At 58.8% G+C, this 21,663-nt stretch carries 19 protein-coding genes and 1 tRNA gene; 14 read left to right on the top strand and 6 right to left on the bottom strand.

Translation table 11 applies throughout. The features are described 5' to 3' along the window. Nucleotides 1-11 precede the first annotated feature (11 nt). Together GQF00_RS05880 and rimI are read left to right on the top strand one after the other, a co-directional pair. Complete coding sequence (locus tag GQF00_RS05880) at nt 12-785, top strand: hypothetical protein (protein WP_161318228.1); 774 nt, start codon at nt 12-14, stop codon at nt 783-785. Next, a complete protein-coding gene (rimI, locus tag GQF00_RS05875; RefSeq protein ID WP_237440412.1) occupies nt 772-1,257 on the top strand; it encodes a ribosomal protein S18-alanine N-acetyltransferase in 486 nt (161 codons plus the stop codon). Before GQF00_RS05880 ends, rimI begins: the two co-directional genes overlap by 14 nt. A gap of 222 nt (nt 1,258-1,479) precedes the next feature. Here rimI and GQF00_RS05870 read toward each other — a convergent pair whose 3' ends face one another. Next, nucleotides 1,480-1,896 (bottom strand): hypothetical protein, encoded by a 417-nt coding sequence (locus GQF00_RS05870; RefSeq protein WP_237440411.1) that lies wholly within the window; start codon nt 1,894-1,896, stop codon nt 1,480-1,482. A 172-nt stretch (nt 1,897-2,068) separates the two neighbouring features. Here GQF00_RS05870 and GQF00_RS05865 point away from each other — a divergent pair, with 172 nt between their 5' ends. From GQF00_RS05865 to GQF00_RS05845, 5 genes are all read left to right on the top strand, one after another. Then, nucleotides 2,069-2,404: a DUF2834 domain-containing protein gene (locus GQF00_RS05865; protein WP_161318225.1), complete on the top strand. Its 336-nt coding sequence runs from the start codon at nt 2,069-2,071 to the stop codon at nt 2,402-2,404. Between the two features lie 75 nt (nt 2,405-2,479). Continuing rightward, entirely contained in the window at nt 2,480-4,060 is a 1,581-nt protein-coding gene (gene prfC / locus GQF00_RS05860; protein WP_161318224.1) for a peptide chain release factor 3, read from the top strand. A gap of 224 nt (nt 4,061-4,284) precedes the next feature. Beyond that, nucleotides 4,285-4,665: an MmcQ/YjbR family DNA-binding protein gene (locus GQF00_RS05855; RefSeq protein WP_161318223.1), complete on the top strand. Its 381-nt coding sequence runs from the start codon at nt 4,285-4,287 to the stop codon at nt 4,663-4,665. A 207-nt stretch (nt 4,666-4,872) separates the two neighbouring features. Then, nucleotides 4,873-7,092 carry an EAL domain-containing protein gene (locus GQF00_RS05850; protein WP_161318222.1) on the top strand — a complete coding sequence of 740 codons (2,220 nt, stop codon included), beginning with the start codon at nt 4,873-4,875 and terminating at the stop codon, nt 7,090-7,092. Between the two features lie 60 nt (nt 7,093-7,152). Further along, nucleotides 7,153-7,458, top strand: coding sequence for a hypothetical protein (locus GQF00_RS05845; RefSeq protein ID WP_161318221.1), 306 nt, complete (start codon nt 7,153-7,155; stop codon nt 7,456-7,458). 77 nt (nt 7,459-7,535) lie between these two features. Here the strand turns inward: GQF00_RS05845 and GQF00_RS05840 are convergent, their stop codons facing one another. After that, complete coding sequence (locus tag GQF00_RS05840; RefSeq protein WP_161318220.1) at nt 7,536-8,960, bottom strand: phospholipase D family protein; 1,425 nt, start codon at nt 8,958-8,960, stop codon at nt 7,536-7,538. 198 nt (nt 8,961-9,158) lie between these two features. Between GQF00_RS05840 and GQF00_RS05835 the strand changes: the two genes are divergently transcribed. Then, entirely contained in the window at nt 9,159-11,783 is a 2,625-nt protein-coding gene (locus tag GQF00_RS05835) for a DUF6351 family protein (RefSeq protein WP_161318219.1), read from the top strand. Between the two features lie 95 nt (nt 11,784-11,878). On the opposite strand, the gene GQF00_RS05830 is transcribed toward GQF00_RS05835, so the two are convergent. Both GQF00_RS05830 and GQF00_RS05825 read right to left on the bottom strand, forming a co-directional pair. Next, on the bottom strand, nt 11,879-13,690 hold the full coding sequence (locus tag GQF00_RS05830) for a beta-ketoacyl synthase (protein ID WP_161318218.1): 1,812 nt from the start codon (nt 13,688-13,690) through the stop codon (nt 11,879-11,881). 316 nt (nt 13,691-14,006) lie between these two features. Continuing rightward, nucleotides 14,007-15,188, bottom strand: a complete 1,182-nt coding sequence (locus GQF00_RS05825) for an acetyl-CoA C-acyltransferase (RefSeq protein ID WP_161318217.1) — start codon at nt 15,186-15,188, stop codon at nt 14,007-14,009. Nucleotides 15,189-15,519: 331 nt separating this feature from the next. Here GQF00_RS05825 and GQF00_RS05820 point away from each other — a divergent pair, with 331 nt between their 5' ends. The 6 genes from GQF00_RS05820 (at nt 15,520) to GQF00_RS05795 (ending at nt 19,174) form a co-directional block, all read left to right on the top strand. Then, entirely contained in the window at nt 15,520-16,107 is a 588-nt protein-coding gene (locus tag GQF00_RS05820; protein ID WP_161318216.1) for a superoxide dismutase, read from the top strand. A 206-nt stretch (nt 16,108-16,313) separates the two neighbouring features. Further along, nucleotides 16,314-16,826 carry a hypothetical protein gene (locus GQF00_RS05815; protein ID WP_370519465.1) on the top strand — a complete coding sequence of 171 codons (513 nt, stop codon included), beginning with the start codon at nt 16,314-16,316 and terminating at the stop codon, nt 16,824-16,826. A gap of 68 nt (nt 16,827-16,894) precedes the next feature. Then, a complete protein-coding gene (locus tag GQF00_RS05810; RefSeq protein WP_161318214.1) occupies nt 16,895-17,773 on the top strand; it encodes a hypothetical protein in 879 nt (292 codons plus the stop codon). Between the two features lie 67 nt (nt 17,774-17,840). Further along, a complete protein-coding gene (locus tag GQF00_RS05805; RefSeq protein WP_161318213.1) occupies nt 17,841-18,521 on the top strand; it encodes a hypothetical protein in 681 nt (226 codons plus the stop codon). A 57-nt stretch (nt 18,522-18,578) separates the two neighbouring features. After that, nucleotides 18,579-18,663 (top strand) — tRNA-Leu (locus GQF00_RS05800). A gap of 256 nt (nt 18,664-18,919) precedes the next feature. After that, nucleotides 18,920-19,174 (top strand): hypothetical protein, encoded by a 255-nt coding sequence (locus tag GQF00_RS05795; RefSeq protein ID WP_161318212.1) that lies wholly within the window; start codon nt 18,920-18,922, stop codon nt 19,172-19,174. Nucleotides 19,175-19,191: 17 nt separating this feature from the next. Here GQF00_RS05795 and GQF00_RS05790 read toward each other — a convergent pair whose 3' ends face one another. Together GQF00_RS05790 and GQF00_RS05785 are read right to left on the bottom strand one after the other, a co-directional pair. After that, nucleotides 19,192-20,154, bottom strand: coding sequence for a patatin-like phospholipase family protein (locus GQF00_RS05790; RefSeq protein WP_161318211.1), 963 nt, complete (start codon nt 20,152-20,154; stop codon nt 19,192-19,194). 17 nt (nt 20,155-20,171) lie between these two features. After that, the gene (locus tag GQF00_RS05785) at nt 20,172-21,656 is read right to left on the bottom strand and encodes an NAD(P)/FAD-dependent oxidoreductase (RefSeq protein WP_161318210.1); all 1,485 of its coding nucleotides are present in this window, start codon (nt 21,654-21,656) and stop codon (nt 20,172-20,174) included. Nucleotides 21,657-21,663 lie beyond the last annotated feature (7 nt).

Here is a 21,663-nt window from a genome sequence, read left to right as displayed (position 1 = left end):
GCGGAGCGCCCATGAATGAAGCCAACCGGCAAAGCTATCTGCGTGCCATGGGTTTAACGCCCTGGGTGGCGCATACGCCTCTGCCCGGCGCGGCACCTTCGCCGTGGCTGGAATGGGACGACGAGCAGGACCCGTCAGCACCGGCCATGGAGGTGGGTGACACGCAGTCAGTGACACCGTCTGATCAGGCTGGGCACGCAGTCACCGAAGCGGTATCCGGTGAAGCTGCCATGTCACTGAAAGATAGCCTGGAGTCCCCCGCCAGACCGAAGGTGTCGCCCCAGACAGAGGGCGTGGTGGCAAAGAAAGAGTCGGCGGGACCGGCTCCCGCCAGGGGAAAAGGATTGGTTTTCACCCTGGAAGCGCATCTTGGCACCAACACCTGGCTGCTGTGCGCCCAGGAGGATACCCAGGCTCCGGGGCTGGGGCGTTTCGAAGCGCCGTTGATGGCCAGTTTGCTGGCACTGTTCCAGGGCCGTCCCGAACGGCCGCGCCGATTCTTTTGCCCGCTCACCGACCAGCCCATGCAGGCAGGGGAGGCGGCCCAGGCGCTGTCAGCTTTTATTGCCGGCTTGTGTGAGCAGGCAGGGGGCGAGCAGGTACTGCTGGCGCTGCCGGAGTCCCTCAATCAGGCGCTATTTGGTCGGCCGCGCTATCAGCCATTCGAGATTGGCGGGCACCCGGCGCTGGTAATCAGCGGACTGGATGAGATGCTGGCAGAGCCTGCCGTGCACAAAAAAGCCAGCTGGCAGGCCATGCAGGAGCACGGGTTTGACGGCACCTGAACACGGGTTTGGGCCGCAGTCCATTCGGGCCATGGAGCTGGAGGATCTGGACGCGGTGCAGGCCATTGAGAATGCCGCCCAGCTGACACCCTGGAGCACCAGCCACTTTCGTGACTGTATCACCAACGCCAACTATCTCTGCCAGGTGGTGACTCGGGATGATGACCCGGTTGCCTTCCTGATCCTCTCCCGCATTCTCGACGAAACCCATGTCCTCAATGTGGTCGTAGCCCCGGCCTGGCAACGGCGTGGCATCGCCCGGTTGATGCTGGAACAGGCCATGGATCAGGCCCGCAAAGACGCAATGAGCGTCATGTATCTGGAGGTGCGCGAAAGTAATACAGGCGCCCAGGTGCTGTATCGCCAGTTGGGTTTCGACGTGTGTGGCGTGCGCAAGAATTATTACCGCAAGGGGGACGGACACGAAAACGCAGTACTGATGCAATGCCTGCTCTCCGGCGGGCATAAATAATNAGCTACAAGCTACAAGCTACAAGCTACAAGCTACAAGCTACAAGCTACAAGCTACAAGCTACAAGCTACAAGCTACAAGCTACAAGCTTGGGTTGGGAAAGCCTGAAAAGTTCCCGGCTTTTGCCTTTTGCGGCATTGGGGCGGGCGCGGGGAAGGTGTGGATCGAGTGGCTGCAAGTATGGTTCGCGTTGTAACTTGTAGCTTGCAGCTCGTTCCTGCCTTACTCAACCGGCATCCATCCCTGCTCACTATCCCGGAACGTCAACACTCGCTGCTCGTCAAAGGTATCGCCCTTGGCGAAATTGCCGTACTCAACGCGCAGGGCGCTGAGGGCCATAACCATGGCGAAGCGGTCCATCACTGAGAGTGCTTCATCGCCTTTGACCTGGTCTTCATAGTCCGAAAAGGAGGAGGTGGTCTTGAGTTGATAGCTTACTTCAATGGTGTAGCGGCCATCGCTTTCCTGATAACCGTTGAGTTTTTCCACGCGGTTTATCTTCAGCAGTTCCCCCAGGTGAGCACTTTGCAGTTCGGCCTGGAGCACCTTGCGGGCGTCGCTTTCGTCAGGGGTCTGGCTGCAGGCCACCATCAGCAAGCTGATGACAACGAGAAAGATGACGCGGGCAAACTGGAGCATGTGACTCATCCGGCGGTAAAGGAGTTATCACTCTATCACTGTGAGCAGTGGCGCCCAATGTGGATTTGGGCGAGTCTGGTTGCAGTGGCTAAAACCTGATACGTAAAGCTGGACACCCATGTGTAAATTTCCAACCATGGGACTCTCAATGGAATGACCGATGGAGACCTGTATGTCCGAATCCCTGTTTCGCCGTTTGCTGGTACTGGTGGCCCTGATCTTTTGTGGTGCCTTTCTGGTGCTGGTGGGCCCTCCCTTGCTGGAAAATCCGGATATTATCGGCGCCTTTGCGGCAGGTTTTGTCAACCCTTATGCCGCAGGCTATTCCACCGACGTGATCCTTTGCTGGGTAATCCTGGCGATCTGGGTGCTGTTTGAACGCCAGCAATACCGTATTCGTGGCGGCTGGCTGGCCCTGTTGCTGGGTATTGTGCCGGGGGTGGCGGTGGGCTTTGCCCTTTATCTGCTCATGCGTCAGCGCCAACTCAAGGGCTCTGGGCTGGTCTGACCGGGGTGGGGTCAAAGCCGGCCCCAACACTGCTATACTCGCGCCCTCGAAATCCCCAGTCAGAGAACCTGTTTCATGAGTCTGCAAGATCAGGTGGCCAAGCGCCGCACTTTTGCGATCATCTCGCACCCGGATGCCGGTAAAACCACCATTACCGAAAAGCTGCTGTTGTACGGAAACCTGATCCAGAGTGCAGGTACCGTAAAGGGCAAGAAGTCCGGCAAGCATGCCACCTCTGACTGGATGGAGATGGAGAAGGAGCGGGGCATCTCCGTGACCACCTCGGTAATGCAGTTCCCCTACAAGGGGGCTACCGTAAACCTGCTGGACACCCCAGGCCACGCCGACTTCTCCGAAGATACCTACCGCACCTTGACGGCGGTGGACTCCGCGTTGATGGTGATCGATGCGGCGAAGGGTGTGGAAGAGCGGACTGTCAAGCTGATGGAAGTATGTCGCCTGCGCGATACCCCCATTCTCACCTTCATCAACAAGCTGGATCGTGATGTCCGTGACGGCATCGAAGTGCTGGACGAAATCGAAGACGTACTCAATATCGAATGCGCCCCGGTGACCTGGCCCATCGGCATGGGCAAGAGCTTCAAGGGCGTCTACAACCTACTCACGGACACCACTGTGCTGTACAAGACCGGCCAGGGCCACACCGTGCAGGACGTGCGCGAAGTGAAAGGGCTGAACAATCCCGAGTTGGACGACGCGGTAGGTGCCGACTATGCGGAGGAACTGCGCGAGACCCTGGAGCTGGTGCAGGGCGCCAGCCACGAATTCGATCTGGAACGCTTTCTGGCGGGCAAGCTGACCCCGGTGTTCTTCGGTACCGCCCTTGGTAACTTCGGCGTCGACCATATGCTCGACGGTCTGGTGAACTGGGCGCCCCCGCCCCAGCCCCGCGATGCCACCGCCCGAACTGTGGCCGCCGACGAGCCGAAGATGACCGGCTTCGTTTTCAAAATCCAGGCAAACATGGACCCCAGGCACCGGGACCGTATCGCCTTCATGCGTATCTGTTCCGGCAAGTACCAGAAAGGCATCAAACTCAAGCAGGTTCGCACTGGCAAGGATGTGCGTATCCCCGATGCCCTGACCTTCTTGGCCGGTGAGCGGGACAATGTGGAGGAGGCCTATTCCGGTGACATCATCGGCCTGCACAACCACGGCACTATCCAGATTGGTGACACCTTCACCGAAGGCGAAGAGCTGGCCTTCACCGGCATTCCCCACTTTGCGCCAGAACTGTTCCAGCGTGTGGTACTGAACGATCCACTCAAGAGCAAGCAGCTCCACAAAGGCCTCACCCAGCTTGCGGAGGAGGGGGCAACCCAGGTGTTCTTCCCGCTGCGCAACAACGACGTGATTCTGGGCGCAGTCGGTACGCTGCAGTTCGATGTAGTGGCAGCACGGCTGAAAGGTGAATACGGCGTGGATTGTCGCTATGAGCCGGTTGGCGTGGCCACTGCGCGTTGGATTGAAGCTGAGAATGAGCGGGATCTGGCTGCGTTTGAGCGCAAGGCCTACGATAACCTGTCCCGTGACGGCGCGGGGCATCTGACCTATCTGGCGCCGACCCGAGTGAACCTGCAGCTGGCGGAGGAGCGCCATCCGGATATCAAGTTCCGGGAGACTCGGGAAATTTGAAACGGCAATTAATAGTTAACAGTTAATAATTAATAGCGAAACCCAAAATCTACGTTGAAGCCTTGGCTTGAAGGGTGATGTGAGTCGCGAGTGACGAGTTTCGAGGAGCGAAAGTCAAAACAACTGGCTCGGTTAATCGGTGCGGGTTTTGCTCTTCGAAACTCGAAACTCGTGAATCACACCGTTCCTGGCTAACGGAGCCTGGATGGAAAACGGAGGCAGACATGGACGTCGATACCGCTCGCCAGTATCTCCTCGGCAAGCCTGAGGCGATTGAGGATTACCCCTTTGGTCCCGATGTGGCCGTCATGAAAGTCCGTGGCAAGATGTTTGCCACCTTGTCGGAATCCGATGGCGAAGGGCGTATGAACCTCAAGTGCGATCCGGATCAGGCTCAGGCCCTGCGCGATATTTTTGCTGCCGTATTACCCGGCTATCACATGAACAAGAAGCACTGGAACACAGTGTTGCTTGATGGCTCGATTCCCGTTGGTGAGCTTCGCCGGATGATCGACCATTCCTATGCCCTGGTGGTGCGTGGCCTGCCCAAAGCCGAGCGCGACGGCATGGCGGTTCGCCATGGTCGAGATCTCCTGGAGCCCTGAACCACCTCCGTCCCTGCCACAATAATTCTTGCACTGTTCCTTGACTTGGTCGCCGCTGAGGTATAACCCATATACAAGAAAGCGCACCATTTAAAGGAATTAGCGTTTTCTCCGAAATCATCGACACCAGGGCTAACCGCAGGAGACGCCCTGGCATAACGGCAATACCGCGCGCAAGCGTCAGGCCAGGATTGGCGGAGACACGAGGTGGCGGAAAAAACTAGAAAAGCATGGTCCTGCAAGGCGTTTTGTCTCGCGTTCGGGCTATTGTTGGTTGGGGGGCCAGGGGCGCAGGCAGCTGACAGCGCGCCTATTCGATTTGCCGGTGACGATAACTACCCACCGTTCGAGTGGCAGGAGGATGAAGGGCCGCCGCAGGGTTTTGTGGTGGAACTCGGTCGGGCCATGGCGGCCCAGGGTGGGCGTGAGGCAAAGCATATTCAGATGGACTGGCCTGACGCTTTGGCAGGTTTACGCTCGGGTGAAGTGGACGTGGTGGCCCTGTTTGCCTCCCCCGAACGCGCCCGGGATTTTCTTTTTACCACACCGTTCTATTTCGTGACCCACGGCATTTATGGTCGTGAAGGCAGCGAGGGTGTCCCTGATCTGGATGCATTGCAAGGGCGACGGGTAGCGCTGGAGGACGGCGGCTATGCGGCGGATGCCTTGCGGGCCGGGTCAGTGGACGTTCAGCCGGTCATCCGTGAGGATTTCCGTGCCGCCCTGCAGGCGGTGCTGGATAACCAGGCAGATTTCGCCCTGCTGCCGCAACCAGTAACAAACCGTACCATCGCCAGAGAATCCCTGCCTGTGCACCTGCTGGGGCCGCCACTTTGGCCCCGACCCTATGTTTTTGCGGTATCTCGCCAGCAGCCTGAGCTGCATGCCTGGCTTCAGCAACAGCTGGGTCTGGTCGTGTCTACCGGGCGCTATTACGACATCTACGAACACTGGCGAAAAGAGATCGAATGGAACCGCCCCGGTTACTGGCAGCGCTATTCAGGCTGGTTGGTGTTGGGGGGGATGTTGCTGGGTCTGCTGTTCCTGATGATCTACGCCTATTCCTGGCGCCTGCGGGCCGTGGTGCGACGGTTATCCTGGCAGCTGGAGAATGCGCGTCTGAGAAAGTCCCGGGTGGAAATGGAAATGCTGCACTGGGAATATCATGACCGGCTCACCGGGCTGCCAACCCGGCCAGAATTTGTCTCGCGGGTACGTACTCACTTGCTGAGAGCTGAACGCAAGGGAAATGTTCATGTGTTGATGGTGGCAAAGCTGTCCGAGATCGACGATTTCATCTGTTCGCTGGGGTTTGCTACTGGAGAAAACCTGATTGCCGAAGTGGCCTCGCGGCTCAGGCGCAAGGGTTTTGCCGCATTGTGTTACATGGGCAGAGGCGTGTTTGCGTTGCTGGTGCAGGACAAGGTGGCTCTCGCTGAAGGGCTGCTGGATGATCAGTCCATTGTCGTGGACGGGATGGAACTGGAACCGCGCTTCACTATCGGGCTTGCCCAGTGTCCTTTGCAGGGGGGAGATGTGGGGGAGATCCTGCGTCAGGCCGAGACCGCCATGGCCTTTGCCAGCCGCTCCGGACGAAGCTGGATGGAATACCGGGAGAGTATGGATCCGGATCCCGAAAATTTGTTGATCATCCGTGATTTTCGTCGCAAGGGCAGTGAAGAATTGCGTGTGGTGTTACAGCCCCAGGTGAATCTGCAATCGGGTGAGGTGGTCGGGGCGGAAGTACTGGTGCGCTGGCGGCACCCGGAACTGGGGGAATTGTCTCCCGCCCTGTTTGTCCCGTTGCTGGAACAGGCGGGTCTGGTGGTGACATTGACGGAGTTCGTGCTTGATGAGGCAATACGTCTCGCCGCCGAACTGCGCAGCAAGGGTATGCCAACATGTTTGAGTGTCAACGTGTCAGCGGTAGATCTGCTGGAAACGGATCTGTGTGCCAAGGTGGCCCTGGCGCTGGCGGCACACGGAGGTCTGGCCGAAGACCTGCGGCTGGAAATGACGGAAACCTGCATGATCAGCGAGCCGGATCGGGTAGGGATGGTCATTGCACGTCTCTTGGCGATGGGCGTGACCTGCAGCATTGATGATTTCGGGGTGGGGTATTCTTCCATGTCGCACCTGCGGCAGTTTGCTGTTAGCGAAGTAAAGATCGATCGCAGTTTTGTCCATGACATGCTTGACCAGCAGGCTCACCACGCCATTGTCAGTGCCGTGATTGCGCTGTGCCATGAGTTGAATCTGACCGTGGTTGCGGAAGGGCCGGAGGACTGGCAAATCGTACAGGCGTTGCAGGAGCTCAAGTGTGATCGGGCCCAGGGCTATGTATTTTCCCGGCCGGTGGAAGTGGACGAATTCCCCGCCCTGCGAAACCAGACATTTTCCGATCCGGGTAATCAGGAGCGCGCCTGAAGGCTGGCGTTTGTGGCGGGAGCTGCCTAACATGCCGGTGTTATCAACGGAGTGAATGCAATGGCAGTCATTATTGGTGGTTTGATCGTGATCTGGCTGGGCCTGACCGTGTCGGCGGCCATGCTGCGTTGGCTCGGCGTGGAGCTCCATTACCAGGCCAGGCTCATTGCTCCGCTGTTGCTGGCGGTTCTGGAATCTTTCCTGTTTTTCCTCGCCATTCCAGGCACTGCGCTTTTACCGGATAACTGGCACTGGCCCCTGGCCGGTGGTCTGATTGCTGCTGCCTGGTTGATCAATGGGGGGGTGGCTGGGGTGTACTGGTACCAGCAGCGCCCGCCAAAGGAAACACCGCAGACAGAGCTGTAGCGAGCGAAGAGTTCCGAGTTCCGAAAAACCAAAACCATATTGACCGAAACTCGGATTGTAGGGGTATGCTTTCGAAGCTAGAAGCTACTCCAGCCGGTAAATTCCATGATCCGGTACACCCCCTTCTTCCAGATTGCATCATCCGCGTAGGCTGCATAATCCAGGCTGTGTTTTTCTTCGTCCCGGTTTTCCCAGCGGCGCAGGAAGGCATTACTGGCGTCCAGCATGATCGGGTGTGAGGACGAGGCGGTCAGTCGCACACTGGTTTCCAGATTCAGGTTGTCCAGGTTGCGGCGGGTGAAGTTGGCAGAGCCGAGGATCAGTTCGGCCTGTTCGCCGCGGGTCAGCATCAGCATCTTGGTATGGCACTGCTCGCCGCGGGTGTTGCACCAGCGCACTGCCATTCCATGCTGGTGGAATGCTGCGCCCACCTGGCGGTTGGGAATGCCATTCTTCTGTCGCCCGAACGCATCCTTGTTGGGATCCAGCAATACCCTTACCGAAACACCGCGTCCATGGGCGCGTTTGAGTGCGGCAATCAGGGAGCGGTGTGAAAGGTAGAACACCGACACATCCAGCCGGTCGCCGGCTTCACTGCGTGCCACCGTTTCCAGCAATGCATCACGAATGGCCGCTTCTGTAAGCACCTCCAGTGAAGCGTCATCGGCGGATTCCTGACTGCCAGTCATTGCCGGCAGGGTCGGCCGCTCTACACCTGCCATATCCAGTACAGCCAGTTCTGATTCCAGTAATGCTGCTGCGGCAGGCCCGCTGAAACGCAGTGCGATGTTGCTGTGGGCGCTGCTGCCATCGTGGGGGTTGGCGCTGGTCACCAGCGCGGTCCATTTTTCGCCTTCGTCCACGATCAGCGTCTTTCTGTGGTTGGCCTTGAAATTGAGCAGGGTCAGGTAGCTGCGCAGGGTGACTTTGCCGGGGGCCATGGGGTTGGGCAGCCAGCCGCCTTGGGTGCTGTTGCCAGCCCACTCACAACACAATCGCCAGAAGCCGGACCAGCCAGGGTTGGAATCACGTAACGCGCCCAGCGGCGTGGTGACCACGGTGACGCCGGCTTCCCTGAGTTGTTCCAGGTGTGGGCTGTGCACGCCCCCGTAAAGGGTGTTGATGGGATCGGTGATCAGTACCACCGGCACCGGTGGTTGTTCGTGGCGCTTGGCGATGAGTGCCCGGGTCAGTTGCTCTGTCAGTGGGCGATAGGCCTCGCTCCCGGCGCCGAGAAAATCGTTGAACAGAAACATGTCCACCACCACCTGCCGCTCGGCCTGGTCGATCAACCGGAACACCTCGTCGAATATCTCCTGTCGTATGCCCCGTGTTCCTGCAGCGGTTTCCCAGGTGTCATCCACCAGCAGCGCAAGGTGGTGAGCCGGGAATGCCGTTGAACGCAGTGCCAGCCCTTCAGGGAGAGGCTTGTAGCGGTGCCAAAGCGCACTGGCAACGATTGCCGCCAGCAGGAGCAGGAGTGCAGGTTTGAGTCGGGTCATGGCGTCAGTTTAACCGTCCTTGTGCTGTTGGAGGGCGCGGGCTTTCAATTGTGTGGTACGAAAGTGCAACATTCTGTGGTCTCGAGTAACCAAGCTACAACGGTGAGGCAACTGTCCCACACCGGGCATGGGATGAAAATCGATGCAGTAATCAAAACAACAATGGTGGCAATCCCGGTGATTGCCAGGGAGCCTGCAATGATTCTTCGTACCCTGAGTGTCCTGACCCTGGGGACGGCACTGGTTGCTTGTGGCGGCGGCAGTAGCTCGTCATCCCCTGCGCCTGGGGCTGCTTTGCCTTCACCTAATCCCGCACCCAATCAGCCTGAGGCGCCTCGCCAGGGGGACGGGGCTATCCGTGTGCTGTCCAACCGGGCCGACCTGATCAGCGATGGCGATGCCCTGGTGGAGATCGTGGTGGCGGACCCGAATCAGCTCAGAGATGCCCGCGTGTCACTTAATGGCCAACCGCTGGAGATCGCTCTGGTTGCCAGCGAGCGGGGCACGCTCAAGGGGCTGGTGGACGGGCTGATTCTCGGCAGCAATACCCTGCGCGTGTTTTTGGGTGATGGCACCGTGCTGGATCGGGAAATCATCAATCATCCCAATGGTGGTCCGGTGATTTCCGGGCCCCAGATTCAGCCCTGGAACTGTACCAACGAGGCCGCCGTAGACGCTCAGTGCAACCAGCCCGCTGAGTACTCCTTCAAGTATGTGCCTGCAAACAAGCTGCAGAGCCTGCTCACCAGCTTTGATCCCGAAAATCCGGGACTGCCGGATAGCGTGCTGCCCTATGATCCGGCGAACCCTCCGCCGGATGCAGACATTGCCCGTGTGACCACTGACGAGGGTGTCGAAGTGCCCTTCATTATCCGTCTGGAAGAGGGCGTCCAGAATCGTGATCGCTACCTGATCATGACCCTGTATCAGCCCGATCAGCCCTGGGATACCTTCAACCCGCAGCCGCAGTGGAACCACAAACTGCTGATCCACCATGGCGGCAATGTGGGTGTCAGCTACGGCATGGGCGTGCCGCCGCAGGGGGATATTGCCGGTACCGCACCGGAAGGTGCCGAGATCCTTCTGGGCGACAGTATTACGACGGCACTGGGTCGGGGGTTCATGACGCTGTCCACCGCCCAGGCCAATCTGGGACATAACGCCAATCTGGCAACGGCGGCCGAATCCCTGATGATGGCCAAGGAGCGCATCGTCGAGCAGTACGGGGAAATCCGTTACACCATTGGCACCGGCTGCTCCGGTGGTTCCATCACCCAGCAGCATGTGGCCAATGCCTACCCGGGGATTTATCAGGGGCTGATCGTGCAGTGTTCCTACCCGGATGTGTGGACCACAGCCGTTCAGTTCGCCGATTACAACCTGCTCAGCAACTATTTCGGCAATCAGCTGGCCATGGATGAGCAAGGCTTCCTGCAGGTGTTTGCCAGCCTGCTTTCCTCGCAGGTGATTCCGGTGGTGCAGTGGTCAGCTTTCTATGGTCATCTGCCCTTGAATCCGCTGGTTTCTGATCTGGCGTTCTTCCCGTCGGCCTACCCGGACCAGGAGAGCTGCCCGGGGCTCAAGGAAGGGGTGGCGGTGTATGATGCAGAGACCCGGCCCGACGGTTTACGCTGCGGCCTGCTGGATTACATGAAGACCCAGTTCGGCCCCCGTGCGGTAGAGGACTGGAGCCCCAACGAGCAGCTGTTGGGTAAGGGCTTCGGCGGGATTCCGCTGGATAACGTGGGCGTGCAATACGGCCTTGCGGCTTTACAGAACGGGCTGATCAGCGGTGAGCAGTTCCTCAAGGTCAACCGGGAGATCGGTGGCCTGTCCGTGGATATTGATTATCAGGCTGAGCGCACCCAGGCAGATGCCTTGGCGCTGAATAATGCGTATCGCACTGGCGCCATTAACACCGCGGAGCATCTTGAAGGTGTGCCGATCATTGATCTACGCGGCCCGGACCCGGGTATTGCCCATGATGCCTATCATTCCTGGCAGATGCGGGCACGGCTGGAGGCCTCCCAGGGCCATGCCGACAATCATGTGATCTGGTACGGGCCGGCACCGTTGTTCGGCGATTCGGTTTACACCACCGAAGCCTTGCTGGCCATGGATCTGTGGCTGTCGCAGATGGAAGCCGACAGCAGCGACCTGAGCGTGGAAGAAAAAGTGGTCGCCAATCGGCCACTTTATGCCCGTGATCGCTGCCTGTCCGTGTCGTCCATTTTCAATCCGGACGGTCCCATCGTGCCGCTGACCGGGAATCTGCTCTATCCGGAGCCGATCCTGCCGGGGCTGGATCTTTCCCTGTTGCCGGCTCCGCCAGCGGAAGCGGGCATCGTGGTGGATGCCGTCACCGGTCAAGCCTGCGGGCTGGATGTGAGTGAATTGCCGGTGGTGTCAGAGCTGCCCCTGCTGGGCGATCTGCTAGGTACCGTTGGCGAGCTGTTGTCACCGCTGACCGCTCCCCTGGTCGAGGCCCAGCAGCTATTGGTGCAGACTCGATTCGGTACGCCACGCACCGTGGCCGGTGACGACATTCGTACCCTCACCAACAAGTGTCAGCTTAAGCCGGTGGATCCGGCGGATTACCCGTTGGCGCTGGATCCGCAAGCATTTGCCGAGCAGGTGGCGGAGATCTTCCCGCAGGGGGTTTGTGATTACAGCCTGCCAGGGCAAGGCGTCGCGACGACGGAAACCTGGCTGCAATACGGCGATGATGAGGTGGTCATCTTCGGTGGCGAGCCGATCAGTACGGATGCCAGTCAGTCCCGGCAGGGTTGGGCGTCACCGGCGTTTCAAGTGAGTGTGGAGTAAGCGGAGAAGAGCAGGCTGGCTGAAGCAAATCACCCGCCCCCATGGCGATCACCGGGAAACAATCGCCATGGGGCGCGGGTATCTGCAAAACAGACTCAATCCTGCTTGAGCTGGAACTCCCTCAGGGCGGCGTCGTCATCGAACGGCATTTCGGTGCCGCCGTTGAGGCTGACCGAACGGCTGCTCAGTGCCACATGCTCATCGCCGAGGACACCTTCGTTAAAGCGGTAAACCGGCTTTGGTGCCTCGCTGAGGCAGTGCTCCTGAAAGCGTGCCTTGCTGGCCAGTGTGGTTTCCCGCGCCTGTTGCCAGGCGGTCATGGCTTTCTCGCCATGGCGCTGGCGTAGCATGGCTTGCGCAATGCTGCCGGACAGGGCCACCGCGGTGGCATTGTTGCCGCCAAACCCTTTCGAATTGATCAGGCTGGCCTGCAGATTATCCTGCTGCTGGTGCTGTAGACAGATGTCGAGATGGCTGCGATGCACATCATCGGCGATGTGATCAATAGTCCGGATACCCGGCAAGATGCCCTGGCTGAAACTGCCCAGCGCAGCGGCCAGCTGGTCGCCGCCCGCACTGCCCAGAGAGTGCCCCACGTAGGACTTGATCCCCACCACCGGCCATTTCGCAATACCGAAGGCCTGCGCAGTGCGGTCAAGAATGACGGATTCTGTGACCCGGTTCTGTGGTGTGCCGGTGCCATGGGCATGGACAAAGCTGTGGTGCTGCAGGCCTTTTTCACCAATCAACTGGCGGGTGAGGGCGGCCGCTTTACCCATGGTCAGATAGTTGCCCACGCCGGGGGCGGAAATGGATTTCTTGCCGCCATCGGCATGGATAAACACATCCGGCACGGCACCGAGAATATCGGCACCCAGCTCCAGCGCCAGACCGTCATCCATGAGAATGGTGAACTGGGCGGATTCGGCCATGGTGAAGCCGCAATTGTCTGAAAAGGGGCGGCAGGCTCGTCGCACATCCGGGTGCGGACTGTCGTCCAGGGCGGCCAGTTCCTGGTCTTCTGCCAGGGCGCCCATGGCCCGGTAGCCTTCCATGATCTCTGGCACCAGAGGGGCTTCGCTGGTACCCACTATTGCCACGCGGACCTTGCCGCTGCGGATGGCCTGTACCCCTTTCTCCAGGTTGTAGAGGAAGGTGGCGCAGGCACCCAGCATGCCGCCGGTGGTGCCCACCGAATGCAGTACATAGGCATTGAGAAAGTCGGCGGTCATTTCCCCAAGACCAAGTGGAACCTGTTTGGAGGTGATCCGATGGCCATTGGGCGGGAAGCGCATCACACCGCCCAGACCGTTGTCGTCCATCTGTGACATGGCATTGCTGGCATAGACCGCCACCTGGTCCGGTCGCACCTTGCTGGCCACCCTGGACCAGTCCATACCCAGATCGCCCAACGCATCGCTGATGGCAAAAATGGCCATCTGCAGGGCGCGGGGGTGGTTGCGGGAAGCATACAGGGCGCCGGGATCGAACCCGCTCGGCAGCTGGCCGGCGGCGCTGACCCGACGCGGCGCGTCCAGCGGTACGTTCATCCCCTGACCGGCAGGCAGAGTAACGCGGCTGCGTCGCTTGTCGATGGGGGTGACCTGCCAGCCTGCGGGTAGCGGGTCTGGCAGATCCATGTTGCGCATTTCCAGGGTAACGGGAATGTCGCTGGTGCCACTGATGGCGGCATGCAGGCGGTGCTCCACAGGCAGAGCACGAATCAGGGTGCCGTCCAGCAGAGAATCCTCTTCGCGGCCAGTGAGTTGGGCCAGGGTGCGCAGGGTCGCGTGACGCTGAATCTCCGGGAGGGCGTCAAATATCAGGCGCTGGAAACCGAAATGCAGGGCCGTGCGGCCGGCCGCATTGATGCCGCCCATGGCGGTGATAACGGGTAATGCTGACATGTTGCTCCCGGTTGTAATCCCAATCCAGAATCGTGACTGGCTGGTCAGAGTACAGGGAAACAAGGGCTACGCGTATACGCCTTAGGGCGAATTTGCCGGATAAAGTGCAACAGAATTTAAAAGTGAAAGCGGATGTTTCGGGATGCGGGGGGCTACGAAGCTGCTGTAGGAGCGAGCCAGCTCGCGATCCGAGCCTAAGCGGGGTAAGGATTCCAGGAACACTGTTCGAAGATTAGGAGCCGTAGCGCAGCAGCAACAAAAACGGGGCCTGAAGGCCCCGTTCTCGTCTGGTATCAAGCGTCCAGTGTCTGGCGTCTTACACCAGCTCAATGGCTACTGCGGTGGCTTCACCGCCGCCGATACACAGGCTGGCCACACCGCGCTTGCCGCCGGTGCGCTTGAGCGCATGGATCAGGGTGAGGATGATGCGTGAGCCAGTGGAACCCACCGGGTGACCCAGGGCGCAGGCGCCGCCGTGAATGTTCACTTTCTCGTGGGGGATGCCCAGATCGATCATCGGCATCATGGCCACCATGGCGAAGGCTTCGTTGATCTCGAACAGATCCACGTCGTCAACGGTCCAGCCCACCTTCTTCAGTACTGCTTCGGTGGCACCGACCGGCGCCAGGGTGAACTCACCTGGATGCATGCTGTTGGTGGCATGAGCCAGAACCCGCGCCAGCGGCTGCAGACCCCGTTCGCTGGCCACAGATTCACGGGACAGAACCAGTGCGGAGGCGCCGTCGGAGATGGAGCTGGCGTTGGCAGCGGTTACGGTGCCGTCTTTGGCAAAAGCCGGACGCAGGGTCGGGATCTTGTCGATGTTGGCGTTACCCGGCTGCTCGTCGGTATCCACAACCGCCTCGCCCTTGCGGGTCTTGATGGTGACGGGAACGATCTCGTCCTTGAACCAGCCATTCTCGATGGCGGCCTGGGCGCGCTTCAGGGATTCAATGGCGTAGTTGTCCATGTCTTCGCGGGTAATGCTGCGCTTGTCAGCCACTTCCTGGGCGAAGGAACCCATCAGGCGACCGGTTTCGGCATCTTCCAGGCCATCCAGGAACATGTGGTCGTAGACCTGACCGTGGCCCATGCGCATGCCGCTGCGAGCCTTGTCCAGCACGTAAGGTGCGTTGGTCATGGATTCCATGCCGCCAGATACCACGATGTCGTTGGTGCCGGCCTTGATGGAATCAAAGGCGAACATGGTGGCTTTCATGCCGGAGCCACACAGCTTGTTGATGGTGGTGGCGCCAACGTTGTCTGGCAGGCCGGCCTTGCGCATGGCCTGACGGGCCGGGCCTTGCTTGAGGCCAGCGGGCAGGACACAGCCCATGATGACTTCCTGCACGTCTTCCGGCTTCAGGCCGGCGCGGGATACTGCTTCACGGATGGATACTGCACCCAGTTCAGGGGCGGTAGCGCCAGACAGCGCACCCTGGAAACCGCCCATGGCGGTACGGGCACCGTTTACAATGACGATTGCATCATCAGACATGGTTTTCTCCTGCCGAAGTTGACTGGCTTCATGGTGATCATGAAAGGGTTAATCATGAAAAATTGGGGCGCATTGTACTTGAAACAAGGGCGCTGCGCCCCATGTCACAGGGACCTGCCGGTCACGTTATGGTCATTGCCATAGCGCAAGGCTATTGCGCCGAGAGATAAAGCCTGAACCCTCAAGGCTTTATTCCGGGGCTGCCAAGGTGGAGATTGTGGCCGGTAGCTTGCTATGATCATCGACCGCCGACCGCTGCCATGCGTCGTTGGCGGAGTAATTCTTACCTGCTGCCCGAGCAGCAGGGCAAACAATGTCAGGGGAAATGACTATGGCTTTCGAACTACCGCCGCTTCCGTATGAAAAGAACGCTCTGGAACCGCATATCTCTGCGGAGACTCTGGAGTTTCACCACGGCAAGCACCACAACGCCTATGTGACCAAGCTGAACGAATTGACCGCGGGCACCGAGAACGAGAGCAAGTCTCTGGAAGAGATCATCGCCAGCGCTGAAGGTGGTCTTTTCAACCAGGCTGCCCAGGTGTGGAATCACACTTTCTACTGGAACAGCCTGAGCCCGAATGGTGGTGGTGCGCCTGCCGGCGATCTGGCCGCAGCCATCGACAAGGCCTTTGGCTCTTTCGACGAGTTCAAGAGCCAGTTCAACGCCAAGGCCACCGGTAACTTCGGTTCCGGCTGGACCTGGTTGGTGAAGAACAGCGACGGTTCCCTGGAAATCGTCAACACTGACGACGCTGACACCCCGATCGCTCACGGCAAGGGTCAGACCCCGCTGTTCACCGTGGACGTGTGGGAGCACGCCTACTACGTGGACTACCGCAATGCCCGTCCCAAGTATCTGGAATCCATCTGGAACCTGATCAACTGGGACTTCGCTGCCGCCAATTTCGCAGCGTAATTGGGTGTTCTCCCGTCTTTGGGAGCCGTCCAGACCACAAAAAAGGCCGCTTTGCGGCCTTTTTTGTGGTGTTATGGCGGCATTCTGGTAACTCTGATAGCGTGCCGTTTCGGGATATAAATACCCTTCTGGTTGTCCACAGGACAGGCAGAACACAACAACAAAGGTGAAATATGCGGTTCCCGGCAATGGTCCTGGTGCTCCTGGTGAGTGTTTTTCAGCCGGTTCTGGCTGAATCCCCCAAAGCCCAGGAACAGGCAACCCAGCAAGAAAAAAGCGTCGAACAGAAAAACATGGATGTCCTGGCCCAGGCCGGCATTCGTCAGGCGCTGGAGGCCATCGCCAAATCCGGTGGCATGTATCCGTTTGGCCTGATCAGTGTCAAAGGTGATCTGAAGGCCGTTGGCTATTCCGGTGACCGGGCTGACGCGCCGTCTGCGGAAGACTGGGCCAAGGCCTTGTTCATGAAATTACGCCAGATCGGGGAAGAGCAGCCCGAAGTGGACATGCTGTCCCTGTTCCGGCTACACACGATCACCAATGATGCCGGTGAAGAGGTCGTTGGCGTGTGGGCCCAGGTGGATCATCGGCAGGTGCGCCCGTGGGTGATTTTTGTGCCCCTGCTCAAGAATGATGAAGGCAAGCATGTGGTCGGTGATCCGATCTACTATGCCACCGAGCAATCCCTGTTCGCGCCTGAAGAAGGCGAACAGGAGTAGGACGTCACGGTCTTTGCACCGTGGTTTCCGGTAGTATTGGCGTTTGCATACAGGCAAGGCAGCAGTAAATGACAAGAGATCGTGAAGTCAATCTGGGAGACTTGGATGACGTGTCGGTGGATGACCCTCGCAAACCGGCTCCCAAAACCGCTCAGGCAGCTCCGAAAAAACCGGCCCAGGGTGGCGGGCCTGCAGGCAAACCACCGGGCAAACCGTCCCGTCCGGCGGCAAAGCCAGCTGCGGGTGCCGGCAGCAACGGAGGCTGGATGGCAGCCTGTCTGGTCCTGGTGGTGTTGATCGCCGTGCTGGGCGTGTGGTTTCACAAACAGGTGGGTGGTCTGCAGGCACAGCTGGACAATCGGCTGACCGAATCCAGCCAGAAGCTGGGCAACCTGGAGTCGCAGCTGTCTGCCACGGATGAGACCCTGAACCAGTCCTCCGGCAAGCTGCAGGACATTGTTGCCGGTCATGGCAAGGCACTGGAAAAGAATGGCAATGAGCTTCGCAAGCTCTGGGATCTGGCCAACAAGCGTAATCGGGCCGACATTGCCGAGCAGAGCAAAAAGATCCAGTCCCTGTCCGCGGGTGTGACCGACGTCAAGAAAGCCCAGGCCGGTGTCGATGGTAAGATAGCGGATATCAACAAGGAGGCGGCTTCCCTGAAAAAGCAGGTGGACAGTGCCGTTTCCGCTGTGAACAAGAGCAGCCAGCAATGGCAGACCCAGATCAGCCAGATGCAGACTCAACTGGACGTTCTGGTAGAAAACCTGAACCAGGTAGAAAAACAACAGAAAAACCTGGATGCGGCGATGAGCAAGATCAGCAAGGCGCAGGCGTCATTGGCTTCCCTGGACGAGCGGGTAGACGATACTGAAGCGGCAGTGGCAGCATTTGACGCCTACCGTCTGCAAGTAAACAACCGTCTGGATCAGCTGGAACGTCGCTGAGATTCAGAAATTGGGGGCGGGGAGCTGCTGGCTCCCCATTAATAATAATGACAAAGAGCAATTTGTCATGACCAAGTTGCCGGAAAACAAAGAACGACGCCTACAGGGTTTGAACCAGGACGTACTGGCTGTTCAGGCGCCCATGGAACCCTTGCCCAACGAACCTGTGCCACTTCGCAATAACAACCGCCGGCAGCAGCCGGTCAGTGTGTCTGAAAGCGGACGCTCGGGCACTGTTTGGCTGGCTTTGGGGATCGCCATCATCGCCTTACTGCTGGCGGTGTGGCAGTGGATGGGCAATATGCAGCTCAGTCGTGAACTGGGTGACCTGAAAGCCGAGTATTATCAGTTGGCTTCTGCTGTAGCCGATGCTGCCGAAAGCGCACCCCGAACGACCCGTGAGGCGGTTTCCAATGGTGTTGTTGATAGTAATGCGATCACAAATCTCCGTGATGATCTGCGTGAACTCAGCGCGCGGGTGCGGACATTGAGCGTCGCTGTGGCGAAAGCCGGGCAGGATGACGGCGAAACCGTGAAGCTGGAAAAGCGCATCGCGGAAGTCGAGTCCGGCTTGCGTGGCGTCTCTGGCAGAGTGAGTGCCCTGGCCAACCGCCCGGCGCCTTCCGCGGCGCCAACCCCGGCACCGGCACAATCTGCATCGGATCCGCGGGTAGATACCTTACAAACGAAGGTCTCCAAGATCGACAAGGATCTGCAGGCCCTGTATCGCATTCTGCAGGGCGGCTGAACCGGGCCCAAACGGCGCTGGTAATTGTCGATTACCCTGATAGAATAGCCGCCCATTGCGCCAGTGGTGGAATTGGTAGACACGCCAGATTTAGGTTCTGGTGCCGAGAGGTGTGAAGGTTCAAGTCCTTCCTGGCGCACCATCTCAAGAGAAAGGCCGTAACAGGTTTCTGTTACGGCCTTTTTTGTTGTTTTAATTTCTTCTTCCCTGGAACCCGCCTGTCAGTCATTGCAGGAAATCATGTTTGCATGATGATGGCGGTGGTGATGGAGGCGCGTTCTTTTGTCTTTTTTCTGAGCAGGATGCTTTTTCCGCGATCCGGCTATCGTTTTCCTCCCTTCATCGTCTTGCAGCGCACCCTTCTCCGGCGTAGAAGAGGAAGTCCATAAGGAGGTTTTATGCCGGATAGCAGGCAGGAACGCGACATAACGGGTCAAAGTAAGGGTGTCTCGGGAAAGGAACCGGGGACTTCCTCAGGCAGTGGACGCAAGATCGAAAAAGAAAAATGGGCGCTGCTGGGCCTGGTATTCCTGATTGCCGGGGCGGCGGTGCTGGGTATGCTTACCCATGCGGAAAGTCTTGAAGTGCGTGATGCGATGAAAGACATCAAGATTATTATCAGTGAAGAGACGAGGGAGTTCGGGGAGTCATGACTCCCCGAACGGTTTGCCTATACCAGGGATGATGCCCTGAGTGCATCCCTGACCGATTTCCTGGTGGTCGTGAGAGCCGTTTCCAATACTCGCGTTCGCCGTGCCGGATCCATCATGTTGTAGCCGAAGGCTTTCAGATCGTCTGCTGCCGGCTCGATACGAATCACTTTCTTGCCTGCCTTTTCCAGGGCGCTCACTTCCCGGTCGACCACTGACGTCATGTAGCGGCGCACCCGCCGCTCGATGCGCTCGAACGGATGCCAGGGTTTATCCGGCTGGCGAGAAGCCATGGGGGCCAGCACGATCACTTCTTCCACGGCGCTGTCGACCAGCATGTCCGCCGACACAGGCGAGGCCACGCCGCCATCGATATAAGTGCGGGTGCCGATATGCACGGGCGGGCACCAGAATGGCACGCCATAGGACGCGCAGACCGCATCGGTAATGCGAGCGTCTGGAGCGCCGCCTTTACCGAAGGCAATGCGTTTTCCTGTGTCAGTATCCACGGCCATGATCCAGGTGGCAGGGTGTGATACCCAGTCCTGGCCCTTGGCCGCATCGCTCACCAGTTTACGGAAGGCGCGCATATCGAATTGCCCGGCGGGGAGTGCGCCACAGATAGCTGTAAGCGCCGACACTTCGCCACGCAATCCCTTCAATGCCAGTTGTTTGCCGGTGAAACGCGCGCCGGGAAGGGGCGGCAGGGCGCCACCGGTGTCCGTGTCGTGGTTCCAATCACAGATGTCGCTGGTGCCCTGTTGGCAGGCCAGCAGTTGTGCCACGCTGATACCGCTACCCAGCAAGGCGGCGAGCACGGCCCCGGCGGAGGTTCCGATCAGTACATCGGCGTCACGGCAGTCCCAGCCCAGCTGTTGTTCCAGATGATGGAGGGCGGCAATGCTCCAGGCGCCACCGGCGACGCCGCCGCAACCGAGAACCAGTGCGCGGCGAGGTGTGGATGAGGTGTTGTCTTTCGGCATGATTCAGGCCTTCTATCTTAGAAAACGGGTTGGGTAGCTGGGGTTAGCGTGTAGTTCTCGCTGTCGAACTGTTTCAGCAGGCGTTGCATTTCCAGGGTGCTCCATGGGAAACCGACACTGTTGAAACCATTCTTGTCCAGGTAATAACTGGAGCAGCCGCCGGTATTCCAGACGGTGCCTTGCAGGTCCTGTTGCACCTTGTGGTTATAGTCCCGCTGCGCATCCGCTTTCACTTCGACGCGCTGCAATTGCTTGTCACGCATGGTGGTGAGTGTGCTGACGATGTAATTGATCTGGGCTTCAATCACGATGAACGCAGAGTTGTGGCCAATGCCCAGGTTCGGACCCAGCACCATGAACGCATTGGGCAGGCCGGCGATGGTGGTGCCCCGGTAAGCCTGCATGCCGTCTTTCCACATGTCACTCAGCGTCTCGCCGGCATCGTTGTAGATGTGGTTGGCAATGGGCGGTTCGGTGACGAAGAAGCCGGTACCGAGAATGATGGTGTCCACCTCACACTCGCTGCCGTCCTGCCCGACCAGGGTGTTACCGCGCACTTCTTTCAGGCCAGTGTGGAATACGTCCACATTGCTCTTGTTCAGTGCCGGGTAATAGTTGTTGCTCATCAGCACTCGTTTGCAGCCCAGGGTGTAGTCGGGCGTCAGTTTGGCGCGCAACTGTGGGTCCTTGATCGCCACTTTCAGGTGGGCAAGTCCGAGTTTCTGGATCTGCTTGAGGATGGCGGGGCGACGGAAGCCGATGCCGAAGGTTTCAAAACCGCCGTAAAGCATCTTGCGCCAGGCATTGAGGGTAAACGGCAAGCGGAAAAAGTTTTCTTCCACTTTGGGGATGCTGTGATCCGGTTTCGGTAGCACCCACTGGGGGGTGCGCTGGAACAGCGTCAGTTGTTTTACCCTGGGCTGAATTTCCGGCACGAACTGGATGGCGGAAGCACCGGTGCCCACAACGGCCACACGTTCGCCGGCCAAATCATGGTTATGATCCCAGCGGGAAGAATGGAACAGGGTACCGCTGAAATCCTTCAGACCGGGGATGTTGGGGATGATGGGTTCATGGAGATAGCCGGAGCAGGCCACCACGGTGCGTGCCAGATACAACTGATCGGCGGTTTGGATCTCCCAGAGGTTTTTTTCTTCGCGCCACTGGGCGCGCTCAACCCCCTGGTTGAAATGGATGGCATCAGGAATGTCATGCTGCTTTGCGACCTGGCGAACATAGTCAAGAATCTCGGCCTGTCCGGCAAAGGCACGGCTCCAGTCCGGTTTCTGGGCGAAGGAGTAGGAGTAGAGCGCGGAGGGCACATCACAGGCGCAGCCCGGATAGGTGTTATCCCGCCAGGTGCCGCCCAGATCAGCGGCTTTTTCCAGAATTACAAAATTCTGGATGCCGGCTTCTTTCAGCTTGATGCCAAGACCAATGCCACTGATGCCAGCACCGACAATCAATACGTCATGGATGGGCGTGTTTTCCTGTTGAGTCATGATGGTA

It is taken from the genome of Alcanivorax sp. DP30, assembly GCF_009882945.1.
In the GTDB taxonomy this organism is placed as follows: domain Bacteria; phylum Pseudomonadota; class Gammaproteobacteria; order Pseudomonadales; family Alcanivoracaceae; genus Alcanivorax.
This window is presented reverse-complemented; position numbering and strand designations above follow the sequence as displayed.